The 15,225-nt window shown below is 71.2% G+C and carries 14 protein-coding genes and 1 pseudogene; 6 read left to right on the forward strand and 9 right to left on the reverse strand.

Going from position 1 to position 15,225, the window contains the following annotated elements; translation table 11 throughout:
- Positions 1 to 46 precede the first annotated feature (46 nt).
- The 3 genes from LFM09_RS06620 to LFM09_RS06630 are packed head-to-tail and all read right to left on the reverse strand — an operon-like array spanning position 47 to position 3,193.
- Complete coding sequence (locus tag LFM09_RS06620) at positions 47 to 1,645, reverse strand: LuxR C-terminal-related transcriptional regulator (RefSeq protein WP_414095381.1); 1,599 nt, start codon at positions 1,643 to 1,645, stop codon at positions 47 to 49.
- Between the two features lie 16 nt (positions 1,646 to 1,661).
- Positions 1,662 to 2,168: a GNAT family N-acetyltransferase gene (locus LFM09_RS06625; protein ID WP_414095382.1), complete on the reverse strand. Its 507-nt coding sequence runs from the start codon at positions 2,166 to 2,168 to the stop codon at positions 1,662 to 1,664.
- Positions 2,165 to 3,193: a hypothetical protein gene (locus tag LFM09_RS06630; RefSeq protein WP_414095383.1), complete on the reverse strand. Its 1,029-nt coding sequence runs from the start codon at positions 3,191 to 3,193 to the stop codon at positions 2,165 to 2,167. Before LFM09_RS06630 ends, LFM09_RS06625 begins: the two co-directional genes overlap by 4 nt.
- Positions 3,194 to 3,470: 277 nt before the next feature.
- Here LFM09_RS06630 and LFM09_RS06635 point away from each other — a divergent pair.
- From LFM09_RS06635 to LFM09_RS06650, 4 genes and pseudogenes are all read left to right on the forward strand, one after another.
- A pseudogene (locus LFM09_RS06635) lies at positions 3,471 to 3,521 on the forward strand (hypothetical protein); the annotation flags it as partial.
- A gap of 456 nt (positions 3,522 to 3,977) precedes the next feature.
- Positions 3,978 to 4,172, forward strand: a complete 195-nt coding sequence (locus LFM09_RS06640; RefSeq protein ID WP_414095608.1) for a hypothetical protein — start codon at positions 3,978 to 3,980, stop codon at positions 4,170 to 4,172.
- Positions 4,169 to 6,499, forward strand: coding sequence for a VIT domain-containing protein (locus LFM09_RS06645; RefSeq protein ID WP_414095384.1), 2,331 nt, complete (start codon positions 4,169 to 4,171; stop codon positions 6,497 to 6,499). The genes LFM09_RS06640 and LFM09_RS06645 overlap by 4 nt, the downstream gene beginning before the upstream one ends.
- 75 nt (positions 6,500 to 6,574) lie before the next feature.
- Complete coding sequence (locus tag LFM09_RS06650) at positions 6,575 to 8,488, forward strand: GH36-type glycosyl hydrolase domain-containing protein (protein WP_414095385.1); 1,914 nt, start codon at positions 6,575 to 6,577, stop codon at positions 8,486 to 8,488.
- A 20-nt stretch (positions 8,489 to 8,508) separates the two neighbouring features.
- Here LFM09_RS06650 and LFM09_RS06655 read toward each other — a convergent pair whose 3' ends face one another.
- Positions 8,509 to 9,075, reverse strand: coding sequence for a TetR/AcrR family transcriptional regulator (locus LFM09_RS06655; RefSeq protein WP_414095386.1), 567 nt, complete (start codon positions 9,073 to 9,075; stop codon positions 8,509 to 8,511).
- 76 nt (positions 9,076 to 9,151) lie between these two features.
- Between LFM09_RS06655 and LFM09_RS06660 the strand changes: the two genes are divergently transcribed.
- A complete protein-coding gene (locus LFM09_RS06660; protein WP_414095387.1) occupies positions 9,152 to 9,670 on the forward strand; it encodes a hypothetical protein in 519 nt (172 codons plus the stop codon).
- Here the strand turns inward: LFM09_RS06660 and LFM09_RS06665 are convergent.
- On the reverse strand, positions 9,585 to 10,217 hold the full coding sequence (locus LFM09_RS06665) for a response regulator transcription factor (protein WP_414095388.1): 633 nt from the start codon (positions 10,215 to 10,217) through the stop codon (positions 9,585 to 9,587). The two genes, LFM09_RS06660 and LFM09_RS06665, sit on opposite strands and share 86 nt — an antisense overlap.
- The gene (locus LFM09_RS06670; RefSeq protein ID WP_414095389.1) at positions 10,205 to 12,136 is read right to left on the reverse strand and encodes a sensor histidine kinase; all 1,932 of its coding nucleotides are present in this window, start codon (positions 12,134 to 12,136) and stop codon (positions 10,205 to 10,207) included. The genes LFM09_RS06665 and LFM09_RS06670 overlap by 13 nt, the downstream gene beginning before the upstream one ends.
- 147 nt (positions 12,137 to 12,283) lie before the next feature.
- Here LFM09_RS06670 and LFM09_RS06675 point away from each other — a divergent pair, with 147 nt between their 5' ends.
- Positions 12,284 to 13,084 (forward strand): hypothetical protein, encoded by an 801-nt coding sequence (locus LFM09_RS06675; RefSeq protein WP_414095390.1) that lies wholly within the window; start codon positions 12,284 to 12,286, stop codon positions 13,082 to 13,084.
- Here LFM09_RS06675 and LFM09_RS06680 read toward each other — a convergent pair.
- From LFM09_RS06680 to LFM09_RS06690, 3 genes are read right to left on the reverse strand one after another with little or no spacing between them, the layout of a single operon-like run.
- Complete coding sequence (locus LFM09_RS06680) at positions 13,068 to 13,874, reverse strand: PaaX family transcriptional regulator C-terminal domain-containing protein (RefSeq protein ID WP_414095391.1); 807 nt, start codon at positions 13,872 to 13,874, stop codon at positions 13,068 to 13,070. The genes LFM09_RS06675 and LFM09_RS06680 overlap by 17 nt on opposite strands.
- A 40-nt stretch (positions 13,875 to 13,914) precedes the next feature.
- Positions 13,915 to 14,766 (reverse strand): fumarylacetoacetate hydrolase family protein, encoded by an 852-nt coding sequence (locus tag LFM09_RS06685; RefSeq protein ID WP_414095392.1) that lies wholly within the window; start codon positions 14,764 to 14,766, stop codon positions 13,915 to 13,917.
- A gap of 33 nt (positions 14,767 to 14,799) precedes the next feature.
- Entirely contained in the window at positions 14,800 to 15,222 is a 423-nt protein-coding gene (locus tag LFM09_RS06690) for a RidA family protein (RefSeq protein ID WP_414095393.1), read from the reverse strand.
- Between the last annotated feature and the right edge of the window lie 3 nt (positions 15,223 to 15,225).

Here is a 15,225-nt window from a genome sequence, read left to right on the forward strand (position 1 = left end):
ACATCGGGAGAAATGTGGAAACACCAGCGGAAGGAACGTCAGTAGTTCAGACGAGACCGTTCTCGTAGGCGTACGCGGTGGCGGCGGCCCTGCTCGGCAGGCCGAGCTTGGTGAGGATGTGGCTGACGTGGCTGGCCACGGTCTTCTCGCTGATCACCAGGTCTGCCGCGATCGCCCGGTTGGTGCGGCCGGCGGCGACCAGCGCGAGCACTTCGCGTTCGCGGCCGGTGAGCAGTCCGGTGTCCGTACAACTCAAGCGGTCCAACCAACCCAGGTCGGGCGCCGCAGCGAGGGCGCGGAACACCGAACGGGCCGCTTCCCACTCCGCGGTCGCGCCGTCGTGGTCGCCCAGCGCCTGGCAGGCCAGTCCGATGTGGACACGGACGCGGGCGTTCTCGTGGCGTGCGCCGAGTTCGAGCAACGTCGAAGCGGCTGGACGCAAAGCAGCCAGGGCCGGTGTCGGAGAGTCCGAGGCGAGCAGCACGGCGCCGGTCGCGTGGGAGGCGCGTGCCCGCAGCAGCGGCGAGGCGAGTAGAACAGCGTGGCCGGAGAGCTCGTCCGCGGCAGCCCGTGCGGCCGTGATGTCACCGCACGCCAAGGAGATCTCGACGAACGCGGGCAGCAGCGCGCAGCGGCGGAGCGGATCCGATGCCTCGTCGAGGGCTCTGCGGATGCCACCAAGAGCGTCAGAGGTCTTGCCCTGGGCGAGCCGCAGCAACGCCAGACCGGGTTGCGGGTCACGGCCCCACAGCACGGCCTCCTGGTAGGCCTCGTCGGCGTCGGCGGTCCGTCCGGTCAACCGGTGCAGCTCGCCGCGTTCGTAGCAGGCGGACGCGAGCGTGAGAGGCCCGGCCGCGGGCGCGAACCGTGAGCAGGCGAGGGCGAGTTCCGCGGCGGCAGCGGGCCAGTCGCCGTGCAGGCGCATCAGCTCGGCGCGGTGCACGAGGCACTGCCCGCGGTACAGCACCAGACCCTCCTGGCCGTCGCACCAAGAGGAGAGCGATGCGGTCCACTCCCGCGCCCGGCGCACGTCGAACAGTTCCGCGCAGCCCTCGATCACGGTGCAGTAGAGGTCGCCGACGGCCAGCGGTGAGATCTCGCCCGACGTGACCGCGGTCATCGCCTCGTCGAGCAGCGCCACCCCTTCGGCGACGTCGCCGAGGTAGATCAGGCAGCGCCCCTCGCCGACGCGGGCCAGCGTCGTCAGCTCGACCGAACCGAACCGCTCACCGATCTTCGCCGCCTGGGCGAACGCGGCGTGAGCGGGCACCACCTCGCCCTGCAGCACGCTGCGCAGGCCGGCGAGGTAGCGGAGGTGGCCCTGTTCGACGCAGTCGCGTTCGTGCACCAGCCGTTGCGCGCGGTCGGCCCATCCGCCGCCGCGTGCGAACTCGCCCTTGTTGATCAGTCCGAACGCGAGCCAGAACGCGCAGTGCACGGCGCGCGGCGCGTCGTCGACGGTGAGCTGGAAAGCGCGGCTCCAAGCGGCGACGCTCGCGGCGTCCTCACCGACGAGGAACGCGGCCTCGGCGAACAGCACGAGGTCGGAGGCCAGCGTGGCGCCGGACAGGCAGCGGTGCGCGGCCGGCCAGTCCTGCCGGGCGTGCGCGGCGCGTCCGAGCGCGAGTGTGTCCTCTTCGGCCACCTCGGAAACGGTACGCCTAGAGGTCCTTGTGGAAGACGAGGAAGTCGCAGGGACACGCGAGGTGCGGCACCAGCTCCGGGTAGTCCGCGCCGAAGTCGCCCGTGCGCACGACCCGGTAGCCGATGCGCGTGTACCAGCCCTTCAGGAACTCCTTCGACGGATGCGCCCAGGTCCGCGGGACCAGCAACTCCAGCTGCATGCGGGGGAGGCCCTGCGCGCGGGCCCAGCCCTCGGCGAACGAGACGAGGTTCCTGCCGACGCCGGTGCCGCGCTCTTCCGGAGCGGCGACCAGCATCCCGAACTCGCCCACGCCGTCGTCGAGCCGCTGGATGCGCACCGCACCCACGACCCGTGAGTCGGACCGGGTCACCGCGATCTGACCGGCCCCGATCAGGCCCTCGACCTCGGCCTCGGTGGTCCGGGCGGCGCCGTCGACCCAGATCCCGGCCTCCGCCTCGGCGTACACGCGGTTCACCAGGCCGGCGATCTCGGGAGCCAGCGAGACGTCGTCGGTGAACGTCACCACGGCGACGGCTGGGTGGTCTCGGCCAGCTTCTTCGCGTGCTGCAGCACACCCAGCTCGCGCAACATCCGGTCGCGCTGAACGGGGTCGTGCGCGACGTGCGAAGCGTGCAGTGCCTTGCGCAGGCGCGACGTCCGGAACGGCGTCCACCGGCTGGCCAGCGCGAGCTTGGCGGCTCGCAGCGCCGCTCGGTCGCGGGTGCGCGCCAAGGCGTCGCGGTGGTCGTCGCCCAAGCCCAGCAACGACAGCACGCGCTCACGAAGCTCACGGCCCACGCGTGCCCAGGTCGTCGTGTGCTGGCGGGTCGCGCGGATCTCGATGCCGAGCGCGAGGTGCAGCATCACCAGGCCCAGCACCGGTCCGAGCAGGACTCGGGCGGTACCGGCGACCGGGCCGGAGAGGCTGAGGGCGGCGAACGCGGCGAACGCCGTCAGCGCCCACGCCACCAGACGAGCCGGGCCCGGACGGCCGTCACGCCGCACGCCTCCGCGCATCGCCCAGCCGCACGCGACCAGCGCCGCCTCCATGACGGAGAACAGGATCACGCGCTCCACGGCGTCGGTGATCCCGAGTCGTTGCTCGAAGAACCGCCACGAGGTGTCGACGCTGACACCGATGCTCAGCAGCGCGACCGCGTAGAAACCCTTGGCGCCGGCGGGTTTCGCCGCCTCGGCAGAGGCCGGAACAGCCTCGGCAGGCGCCGGCACAGACTCGGTGGCCGCCGGCACAGCCTCGGCAGGCGCCGGAGCGGTTTCTTCGTCCAGCTTCGCGATCAGCTCCGGGGTGAGCAGCACGTGGCCGGCGGTGTCGGTCACGCCGTTGCGCGCTCGCCACTCGTTCACGATCGGCGCGGCGTAGGGCCTGGTGGGCGCTTGCTGGCCGTGCTTGAACAGCCACCTGCGCACGTCCTCGACCGTGCACCCGCGCGGCATGTGCTCCAGCGCGTAGTGGATCTGCTGCTTCTTGGTCTTGAGCCGGCTCAATTCGGTGTCGTGGTCGGCGGTCCGGCCGACATCCGTGGTCACTCGTGCTCTCCGTCCTGTGTCCGTGTGCAGGGGCACGCGACGCGCGGAACCCTACCGCGCGCCCCGGCGGGCTCCTGACCGGTTTACGACGTTGACACTGTCACGATTGCAGTGTCACTATCGTGGGGTGTGGACGCTCGACGAGTTGCTGGAACGTGTCTCCGCCGCGCTGACGGCGGAGTACTCGGGCGCGCCCAACGGCCGCGTGCGGGACGTGCCCGACAAACGGGCCGTTCGCTGGTACGCGACGACGGGGCTGGTCGACCGGCCGTCGGCGATGCGCGGCCGCACGGCGTTGTACGAGGAGCGCCACCTGCTCCAGCTGGTGGCCGTGAAGAGACTGCAGTCGGAGGGGAGGGCGCTGGCAGAGATCCAGACCGAGCTCGCGGGCGCCACGGACAGGGCGCTGGCGGAGATCGCCCGCGTGCCGGAGCACCTGCTGGAGACCGGGGATGTGCCAGCGCCGGGGGCTGTTCGGCCGAGGTTCTGGGCTGAGCCCGTCGCCGCGGCAGCACCCCAGGCACCCGCCTCAGCGCCGCCGGCCTCAGCGCCGCCCGCGCCACCTGCCCCAGCGTCACCCGTTCCAGCGCCACCCGCCTCAGCGCCACCCGCCTCAGCGCCACCCGCCTCAGCGCCACCCGCCTCAGCGCCACCCGCCTCAGCGCCACCCGTTCCAGCGCCACCCGCCTCAACGCCACCCGCGCCACCTGCCCCAGCGTCACCCGTTCCAGCGCCACCGGCCCCAACGTCACCCACACCGGTTCCACCCGCACCGGCGCCCTCGGTGCCCGCCGCAGCGACCCCGCTGACCGCCGCAGCGACCCTGCTGACCGGCGTGGCTCTCGGCGGAGGCGCCGTGGTCCTGGTGCCGGGTACTCCCACCGCGTCCGACGTCGCGGACATCGCGGCCGCCGCCCGGCCGTTGCTCGACCTGCTCGCCGCCCGTGGTCTGCTCACGAACGAAAGGGACAAGTCATGACCTTCTCCGTCGCCCCGATGCCCTCCACCGAGCTGGACCGGATCGGCCGGACGATCGAGGACACCGGTGTCGGCGCGATGCGCACCGAACGCGGCAACCTGCCGCTGGAGCGCCTCGACGTGCGGGCGACGATCACCGGGCTGATCGGCCGCGTCGTGCTCACGACCGGCTTCGTCAACTGCCACGACACCGCTCTCGAAGCGACGTACGTGTTCCCGCTGCCGGACCGCGCCGCCGTGACCGGCATGAAGATGACCGCCGGCGACCGCACGGTCGAAGCCGAGCTGCAGGAACGCGGCCAGGCGCGCCAGGCTTACGACGACGCGATAGCGGCCGGCCGAAGAGCGTCCATTGTGGAGGAAGAACGCCCGGACGTCTTCACCATGCGGGTGGGCAACATCCCGGCGGGCGAGCGGGTGACCGTCGAGCTCAGCCTGGTCGGGCCGCTGGTCTACGAGGACGGCGCGGCCACGTTCCGATTCCCCCTGGTGGTGGCACCTCGGTACGTGCCGGGCACTCCGCTGACGGGACCGTCGGTCGGCGACGGGTACGCCGAGGACACGGATGTCGTGCCGGACGCTTCCCGGATCACGCCACCTGTGTTGCTGCCGGGCTTCCCGAACCCGGTGCGGCTCGGCATCGGCGTGGAGATCGACGCGGCCGGGCTGGAGCTCGGCGAGGTGCGGTCGAGCCTGCACACCGTGGTGGCGGAGGGCAACACGGTGACCGTGGTGCCGGGCGAGCGGGTCGATCGCGACTTCGTGCTTCGCCTGGCGTACGCGGGAAACAGCTCCGCGGCCGTCTGCGTGCCCGATCCCGGTTCAGAGGAGGGCACCTACCAGCTCACGGTTCTGCCTCCGGAACCTTCGGCCGCCGTTCGTCCGCGCGACGTGGTGTTGCTGCTCGACCGCTCCGGCAGCATGTCGGGTTGGAAGATGGTGGCGGCCAGGCGCGCGGCCGCCCGCATCGTCGACACGCTGACCTCGGACGACACGTTCGCGGTGATCACCTTCGACCACACCGTGGAACGGCCCGACCTCGGCACGGGGCTGGTCGCGGCCACCGACCGCCACCGCTTCCGCGCCGTCGAGCACCTGGCGGGCGTGCAGGCCCGCGGCGGCACCGAGCTGTTCGCGCCGCTGCGGGAAGGGCTGAGCCTGCTGTCCTCGGCGAGCGAGGACCGCGATCCCGTCCTGGTGCTGGTCACGGACGGCCAGGTCGGCAACGAGGACCAGCTCCTGCGCGACATCGCGCCGGTGCTCAACCGGACGCGCGTGCACGCCGTCGGCATCGACACAGCCGTCAACGCGGGCTTCCTCGGGCGGTTGGCCGCCCAGGGTGCCGGTCGTTGCGAACTCGTCGAGAGCGAAGACCGCCTGGACGAGGCGATGACGCACATCCAACGCCGGATCGGTGCGCCGGTGATCACCGACGTGGTGGTGACGCCCGCGTCCGCACTGCCGAAGCAGCCGTCGGCGATCTATCCCGGTGTGCCGCTGGTCGCGCTCGGCCGGTATCGCGGGGCGGCGCCGGAGTCGTTCGTCGTGCGCGGCCGGACCCGTGACGGTGCGGACTGGGAGGAGACGGTGCCCGCGCGGCAGTCGGAGGAGCCCGCGGTCCGCGCGCAGTGGGCTCGTGCCGCACTGCGTGATCTCGAAGACCGGTATGCGACCGGTGATCGGGCGGTGGAGCCGGAGATCTTGCAGACCTCCTTGCGGTTCGGGGTGTTGTGCCGCTTCACGGCGTTCGTCGCGGTGGACGAGCGGGTCGTGTCCGACGGCACGGTGCACCGGGTCGTGCAGCCGGTCGAGCAGCCCGCCGGCTGGGAGATGCCGGCCGCACCGTTCGCCGCCGCACCGATGTTCGCCGCGGCACCAGGTGGTGCCTACGGCGGCGCACCGATGCAAGCAGCGGTCTCCTTCGACGCCGCGCCCCCACCGGCGCCGTACGTGCCCACCGTGGGCCGCACCCGTGGCATGCGGCCTGCGGCGCCGAAGATGATGCCAGCGCCGGCACCGGTGCCGCCGGCCGGTGATCCCGCGGACCTGCGGGCGATCGCCGCGCTGGAGGTGCAGCGCCTGGAGCGGGACGCCGGCCGGACCGACTGGGAACGCCGTGAACTGCTCGCCGACCTGGCGAGCAGGCTCGGCACCCTGGTCGCGGGCAGGCAGGGCAAGGAGTACGAGCCGTTGCTGCGCCTGGTCGCCGAGCTCGCCGCCGGGGGAGACGTCGACCAGCTGTGGGCACGCGCCCGGCAGGTGCTGCAGGAGTTCGCCGCACCGGCACCGGCACAGGCACCGGAACGCCGCCGCTCGTTCTGGCGCTGAACAGGGAGAGCGTCAGAACGTTGTGGCGCTGAACGGCGCTAGCTCCCCGCAGCGCGCAGCGGAACGCTGTTCGGTGTGAGCGCTTTCGGGGAGTGGACGACGGCCGAGGGCCTGCCCGCGTTCGAGTACCGGGCAGGCCCTCAGTCCTGGGATCCGATCATCGACCCGCCGGCGTCGAGCCATCGGGTCCACGTCGGCAACCGCCGGATCACCCTCGTGGCCGACAGCGACGGGCGCTGTGGTGTGTGGGACGAACACCTCGGGTGCCGGTGGATCGCCGAGCACACGGGCGTTTGCCGGTTCGGCGACCTGTCCACGGACGACGCGCCGACTAAGTTGTTCGGCCCCACGTTCTTCCGGATCGCGGTGGGAGAAATCGAGCGGACGGTGCTGTGCCCGGAGGGTGAGGTGCCGTGGGTGTTGATCAGGGTCGACGTGGTCAACACGGGCGTCGAGCTGCTGCGGCGGACGCTCACCGAGGAGTGGGTGGTCGCGCCGCGGGTGGTGAGTCTGGAGTTCGGACCCACGCACGACGCCACTCCGGCAGACGCGCCCCTCGTCGCCCCGGAGGGGTCACCCCTCGTCACCCTGGAAGCGTTCGGCGGCGACCGGGCGCAAGCCACAGCAGGGCCGTTGTCGGTCTCCGTCCCCGTCGAGCTTCCCCCTGGCGAGCGGACGACCGTGTGGTTCCGCTTCGGGCTCGTCGACGGACCAGCGGATCCCGAGGCGTCGTACGAAGGCAGCCTGGCCGCGCTGCGCCAACGCCTCCCCTCGGGCACACCGGAGGCCGAGATCCCTTGGCACGCCGCCCTCCTCACCGGCGGCGCCTGCGTGGACGGCGTGCTCGGCGGCCACACCCTCAACCAGGGCTCCGCCTACTCGTTCCGGCACGGTTTCAACGGCGCCGCAAGGGATCCGCTGCAGCACGCGCTCCCGCTCGTCCACCTCGAGCCGGACCTCGCGCTGTCTGTCCTGCGCAACACCTGCGCCTGGGGCAGCCCGGACGGCGACCTGCCGTACGCACTCGACGGCCACAAACAGCCGTGGACCCAGCTGTTCCGCCCGTCCGACCAGAACCTGTGGGCGCTCTGGCTGGCCGCCGAGTACGCCGCGGCGACGAACGACCTCGCCGCCTTCCTCGAACCGGTGCCCTACCACCCGTGCCACGCGGCCGATCCGGTCCCGCTCGCCGAGAACCTGCGGCGCCAGTTCAGGTTCTTCGTCGACGAGGTGGGAGTGGGGGAGCACGGCCACGTCCGGATCCTCAACGCCGACTGGAACGACCTCGCCGTCAAAGAGTCCGGAGTGGACCGTGAGCTGATGATCGAACGCGGCGAGTCCGTGCTCAACTCGGCGATGGCCGCCTGGGTCCTCCCGGTGTACGCGGATCTGGCGGAGCGGCTCGGAGATCACGCCACGGCGGCGGAAGCACGAGAGCGTGCGGCAGATCTCCGCGAAAGGGTCGCGGGGGAGTGGAACGGCCGGTGGTTCCGGCGCGCGCACGCTCCCGGCGGCAACGCGATCGGTGATCACGACCTGTGGCTGGAGGTCCAGCCGTGGGCGATCCTGTGCGGAGCGGCCACCCCGGAGCAGGCAACGGCGTTGCTCGCCACGATCGACGAGAAGTGCCGGGCCGGATCACCCTTGGGCGCGCGACTGAGGTGGCCGGCCGGGGAGAACGGCGCGGTGTGGTTCTCCGTCAACATGACGTTGATCTGGGCTGCGTCCCGCTACGACCCGGACCTGGCGTGGGACGAGTGGCGCCGCATGACCCTGCGCGCGCACGCCGCCGCGTACCCGAGCACGTGGACGGGGACGCTGTCCGGCCCCGACTGCTACCTCGCGCCGGAGAGCGACCGCCCCGGCGAGACGTGGGCCCTGCCCGAGCTCGGCGTCGCCATGCAGGCCTATCCCGTCGCCAACCTGCACAGCCACTCCCAGCCGTTGCTCGCCTACCTCAGACTGCTCGGCGTGGGGCCAAGGTCCTGACGAGCGGTGTGCTGAATTCGTCAGTCAAGGTCCTTGAAGAGCAGCACGGTCACCTGCTGGGCCAGTGCGCCCAGGTCGCTGCCCAGGGCCGGGTCGATGTTCCCGGTGTTCGACAACGTGGCGAGCCCGTGCACGAGTGACCACGCGGCAACGCCTGCGACCCGTTGGGGTCCGGTGCGCTCCTCGCCGACGTTCTCGACCCCGGCGGACAGCGCGGCGCCGGCTCGTTCCCGTGCTTCGGTCAGCGCCGGGTCGTCGGGGTGGTGCAGGTCCGGCCGGAACATGACCTCGAAGTGCGCCTTGTGCTCGACGGCGAACCGCACGTAGGCCACGCCCATCTCGGCGAACGAGTCCGTGCGGTCGATGGTCGCGGTGAGGGTGTCGGCGAGCAGTGCGAAGCCCTCGGTGGCCAAGGCTGTGAGCAGGCCCGCCTTGTCCTTGAAGTGGTGGACGGGGCCGGCGTGGGAGACGCCCACGCGGCGGGCGAGGTCGCGGAGGCTGACTCCGGCCGGTCCGCTCTCGGTGATCGCGTCGACGGCTGCTTCGAGGACGGCGCGGCGCAGGTCGCCGTGGTGGTACGGGGGCACGAGCCCAATCTTACCGTTGACAAGATGCCGTGTCGCACGCAATCTTGTCGGTGACAAGATACGAGGGGGTTTGGAGATGGCTCCGTTCATCGCTTTGGTCGTCGTCACGTCGGTGTTGCTGCTCATCGGCGCGTTCGGGGTACGGCGGTTGAAGTCACTGCCGGTCGCGCTGCGGGGCGGGCTGGCGTTCATGTTCGTGCTGACCGGGGGTGCGCACTTCATCGGCTTGCGCGAGGAGCTGATCGCGATGGTGCCGCCGGCCCTGCCCGCGCCCGGCCTGCTGGTCACGGTCACCGGTGTGCTGGAACTGCTGGGCGCCGTGGGGTTGTTGTGGTCGCGGACGGCCGGCTGGTCCGCGGCGGGGCTCACCGCGATGCTGGTCGCGATGTTCCCGGCGAACGTCCACAAGGCGCTCAACGGACCCGTGCCGTGGGACGACCAGCTCGTGCCGCGCACGCTCATGCAGGTCGTGTTCCTCGCCGCCACGGTCACGGTGGCGTGGCACCACCTCAGGCGTACTCGGCCAGGTAGGTCAGGACAGCCAGCACCCGGCGGTGCTCCTCCACGTTCGCGGCAAGCCCCAGCTTCGACATGATGTTGCCGACGTGGGTCTCGACGGTGCGTTCGTTGAGCCAGAGCCTCCGCGCGATCGCGACGTTCGTGCAGCCCTCGGCCATCAGCCCGAGCACCTCGCGTTCTCGCGGGGTGAGCTGCGCGGTGGCCGGGCGGCCCAGCAGCCTGCCCACCACCTCGGGATCGAGCGCCGACCCTCCGGCTGCGACGCGCGTGATCGACTCCAGGAAGTCGTCGACGTCCAGCACGCGGTCCTTGAGCAGGTAGCCGAACCCGCCCTGGCTGACGAGGTCGACGGAGTGCCGTGTCTCGATGTGCTGGGACAGCAGCAAAATCGCGACCTCGGGCTGCGCGGTCCTGATCCGGCGGGCCGCGCGGGCGCCGTCGTCGGTGTGGTCGGGAGGCATCCGCACGTCGACGATGGCCAGGTCGGGTTCGGCCTGCTTGACGACGGCGACGAGGGTGTCCGCGTCGGCCGCGCGGCCCACGACGTCGTGGCCGGCGTGGGAGAGCAGGCTCGCCAGGCCCTCGCGGAACAGCGCCGAGTCCTCACCGATCACGATGCGCACGGCAGCACCGCCTGGATCGTCGTGCCGCCACCCGGCCGGCTGTTGAGCAGCAACGAACCTCCCAGCGCGGCGACGCGGTCGGCGAGCCCGGCCAGCCCGGAGCCGCCACTCGGGTCGGCGCCACCGCGGCCGTCGTCGCGCACCCACACGTTGACCTCGTCCTCCTGCTGGGTCACGCGAACCGTGATCGCGCTGGCGTTCGCGTGCTTGGCGGCGTTGGTGATCGCTTCCGCGGCGACGAAGTAGGCCGTGATGGCGATGTCGTCCGCCAGCGGCTCGGGCATGATCTCCAACGCCACCGGCACCGGCAGCTTGTTCGTCAGCGCGGCGAGGGCGGCGTGCAGACCGTCGTCGAGACTGGTGGGGCGCAGGCCGTGCGCGATCTGCCGGAGCTCGGCGATGGCGGTGGCGAGTTCCGCGACTCCCTGGTCGAGCAGGTCGTGCACGTCGACGGATCCGGTGGGCAGCTGCCGCTGAGCCAGCCGCATCGCCATCCCCAGCGACACCAGGCGTTGCTGGGCGCCGTCGTGCAGGTCGCGTTCGAGCTTTCGCCGTTCGGCGTCTCCCGCTTGCACGAGCCGGGCGCGGCTGGCCTCGACCTCGCGCAACGCGGTGGCCAGCTCACCCCGCAGGCGCGACACCTCGACCAGGCTCGCGGCGGCGTTCGCGACGATCCGCAACACGGCCGGAGTGGTGGTTTCCGACGCGAGAACACCGATCTGCGTGCCGCCGAGCGTGATCGGCACGAGTCCGGTGTCGGTGACCGGTGCGCCTCGTGTGTCGACGAATCCCGCGTGGAGCAGCAGGCCCACTCGGAGCGTGGGGTCTTTGAGTGCCGTGCGGAGGGCTTCTTCGAGTTCTTCCGGTTGGGCGGCCTGCGTGTGCACGCGGTGCTGCAGGTCGTCGATCGCTTGCAGAGCCGCCTTGGTCCGGGGGAAGAGCCGCCGATCCACCAGTTGTTGCAGCTTTTTGCGCACGGGTGCGAGCAGCACCGCGCAGACCGCGGTGGCGCCTGCTGCGGCCACGGGGGAGTCCCGGCCCACCACGAGCCCGATCGTGAGCGCCGACAGGGCATACGCGCCGATGAGGATCAGCAGCACGATCGTGTAGCTGATGGTGTCCGCCAGCACGCGGTCCACGTCGTAGAGGTCGTGGCGCAGCATCGCGATGCCCACCGAGCAGAACAGCGCCACGATCGTCACCACGCCGAAAACCGTTGCCACCACGCCACTTCGGCCGGTCACCACGATCTCGGCGAGGCACACGACCGGGTAGGCGGTCGCGGCCATCCCGGCGAACGCGAGCCACTTCAGCTGCGCCCTGGCTTTCGCTTCGGACCGGCGGAACCTCGCCACCAGCGAGAAACCGGAGGCGAGGAAGGCCACGACCAGCGCGATGTTCACCACGAAGCTCAGCACGTGGACCACATCGGACGGTGGTCCCCAGGGATGCGCGAGCCCTTCCATCGGTTCGGTGAACGGTTCTCGCGGCACCATGCCGAAACCCTGCTGGGCCAGGGCGAGGGCGACGATCACGGGCGGCAGCACCCGCCACCGCCGGCCGTCCGGGAAGTGCAGCAACAGCAACGCGATCGCGGCGAGCAGCCACCAGCCGCTCTCGTTGAGGAACGCGACCACGCGGGGGTCCAGCGGAACTGACGCGTCGTCGAGCCAGGTCCGGTAGTAGACGTCGCGCGCGGCCAGGAAGACCACGATCGACCCGACCCAGGTGAGCAGGGGGCCGACCGGGTTGGCGTGGACGCGGAACGCGATCACCACGCCCAGGGCGGTGATGGCCAGCCCCAGGACGGTGAGGCCCGCGAACGCCAGCGCGAGGTCCGGCAGGCGGAACACGAGCCAGGTCCCGCCGGCCGTCATGGCGACGACGGCGGCGAGCAGAGCCAGTGCCACGGACCTCATCGGCCCAGGGTAAGGCCGGTGTGGCCGCGCGGCCTCCGTGCTGACACGGAGGTCAGGTCCCGGGGCGGTACCGATGTGTCGTGGAGGCCTCGCCGAGTTGCCTGGAGCCGCGCAACCTCCACGAACCTTCGCGAAAGGACCGAGGCCATGTTCCTCGACAACACCGCCGCGCAGACTGCTGCCGCGCAGCAGAGAGCCGCCGCACACCCCGCCACCACGCACCAGACTGCCGCCGCACCACCCACCACCGCGCTCCAGACGGCCCCCGCCACCGCAAGTTCCGCCGCCGCGAGCCCCGCCGGTGCAAGCCCCACCCGCGGACGCGTAGCCGTCCTGGCGATCGTCCTGGCCGTCACCTCCGTCGCAGCCGCAGTCGGCGGACTGTTCTGGCCGGAACCGACCGGCGGCGGCGAAACCTACTCGTACGCCGACATCGCGGCGCAACGCGACCTGTGGTGGGCCCTGCTCTCCGGCCTGGCGGTCATGGCAGTCGTCAACGTCCCACTCCAGGCGCTGGCAACGATGTTCCTCGTCCGCCGCCGCGGCAGCACCTGGGCGACCTGGGGTGCCGCACTGATGTGGATCGGCGTCGCATTGCAGGCGGCGGGCGGCGCGGGCTGGGCCACGGCCTACTTCTTCCCGACCGACCCCGCGGTCGACCGCGGGGTCGGTGAAGCGGTGATCCAGGCGGCCAACAACGACGCCCACCTGTTCGCGCTGATGATCCCCGGCGCCGCGCTGGTGCTGCTCGGCACCGTGCTGCAGTGCGTCGGCCTGTTCCGCTCGCACGCCGTCCCGAAGTGGGTCCCGATCTGCGCGCTCACGATCGTGCTCACGTTCGTGATCCCCGGCGACGGCCTGGCCGGCCTGCTGACCAGCATCCCGATGGCGGCCGGCTCGATCGCCCTCGGCTACTTCGCGTGGCGCACGACTAGCGCCCGTGGATGACGGCCAGCGCGTGCTCACGTGCCGGTGCGCTCAGCGTGGTGTTGAGCTGCTCGAACAGCGCTTCCGCGGTCACCCCGTTCCACCCCGGCGGGAGGAGCGACAGCGGGAGCCCCGGATCGCTGTAGGGCAGCCGCCGCCACCGGGTCAGCATCGGCACGTACAGCCCGAACGCCTGCGCCGGGGTCACCACACCGACGTCGAGCTCCGGGCGGTGGCGGCGCAGGAAGTCCGCGTACAGGTCGGCCAGCTCGTCGAGGTCCCACCACGCGCGCACCTTCGAGCGCAGGTCGCCGAACGCGAAGTGGTGGCCGGTGAAGATGTCGACGTACTCGGACAGGCCACGCCGTTCCAGCGTTCGGCGGGTCTCCATGTCCAGGTTGCCGGGCGCCACCCACACTCCGGGTGCCGCGGTGCCGAAGCCGAGCTGGGTCAGGCTGGTGCGCAGGGCGTGGCGCTTTTCGCGTTCGGACTCCGGCACGGAGAACACGACCACGAGCCAGCCGTCCTCGGTGGTCGCGCGGCGGCGTTCGAAGATCCGGGCGTCGCCCTCGGCGAGCATGTCCAGGGTCGGCTCGGCCAGCGCGTAACCCGCGGCGCCGTCGCGGCGGTCGCTGCGGACCACGCCGCGGCGCTTCAGGCGGGAGATCGAGGAGCGGACTGCCTGGCCCTCCACGCCGAGGTCCGCCATCAGCTGCACGACGGACGCCACGGAGAGCCAGTTGTGCTCGCCGCGCGCGTACAGGCCGAAGAGCGTGACGATGAGCGGGCCCAGCCGGTCGCGCCCAGTCACCGGGCTCAGTTCCGTGGTCGCGACGTTCAGGGCCTTCTCCTCAGCTCAGATCCGTGAGGGTGACAGTGTTGCGCAGCTCGCCGAGCCCGCTGACACGAGTCACCACAACATCTCCGTCGCGCAAGAAGATCTGCGGATCACGGGCGCTGCCGATGCCGCTGGGGGTGCCGGTGAGGATCACGTCCCCGGCGCGCAACGTCATGCCGTGGCTGAGCTCGGCGATGATCCGCGCGAACGAGAACGCCATCTGCGCGCTGGAGGCGTTCTGCAGCAGCACGCCGTTGACCTCGCACCGCACCTGCAGATCCGCCAGATCGAGGTCCTCGGGTGTGGTGATCCACGGGCCGAGCGGCATCGTGCGGTCGAGGCTCTTGCCCTTCAACCACTGTCCGCCGTGCGCCCGTTGGAGGTCGCGCTGTGAGACGTCGTTGGCGACGAGGAAGCCGAACACGTGGTCCAGCGCCTTCTCCTCGGGGATCGACCGGCCGTCGCGGCCGATGACCATGGCGATCTCGGCCTCGTAGTCCCACTTGGACGAGATCGAAGGGTCGTACGCGATGTCGTCGGCCGGGCCGATCACCGTGTCCGGGCCCTTGGTGAAGAACGTTGGACGCAGCGGCATCTCGGCGGGACCTTGGCCTTCGCGCTTGCCGCTCGACTCCAGGAAGTGGTCCAGGTAGTTCCAGCCGGTGCACAGGATGTCGCGGTTGAAGCGGTGCAGCGGTGACTCCAGGCGGACCGAGGACAACGGCAGAACTTCGCCCTGCGCGCCCAAAGAGCCCTCTCGCACGATGTCGTCCACGGTGGTGGCCAGCAGCGCCACAGACTGCTCCTCCACATCCACGACACCGGCGCGGCGGACACCCTCGACGGTCAGAGATGCCAGCTTCACTATCGCGTCCCCATTTCGCTGATCATCAAAACGCTATTTCTGAATCGGCGTGACCAGGCGGTCCGAGGGGATCACGGCGACGCCGAGGATCTCGATGAGCGCCTCCGGCTGCCACAGCGCGGTGCAGCCGATGCCCGCCATGGCCGGGTAGACGGGGCCGGCGAGCTCGCGCCACACCTTGCCGATCTCCTTGCCGTGCGCCTGGTAGTCGGGGATGTCGGTGAGATAGATCGTGATGCTGACCAGGTCCGAAGGCTCGCCGCCGGCCGCGCGCAGCGTGGTGAGCACGTTGCTGAAGGCCTGGCGGAACTGCTCGACGATGCCGCCCGGCACGATCTTCATGTCGGCGTCCAGGGCGGTCTGTCCGCCCAGGTGGAGGGTGTTGCCGGCGAGCGTGCCGTGCGAGTAGCCGCTCGGGGCGGGAAGGCTGGCCGGGTTCACTGCCACAGGGCTCATGCT

Source organism: Lentzea alba (genome assembly GCF_047445655.1).
GTDB classification, from domain to species: domain Bacteria; phylum Actinomycetota; class Actinomycetes; order Mycobacteriales; family Pseudonocardiaceae; genus Lentzea; species Lentzea alba_A.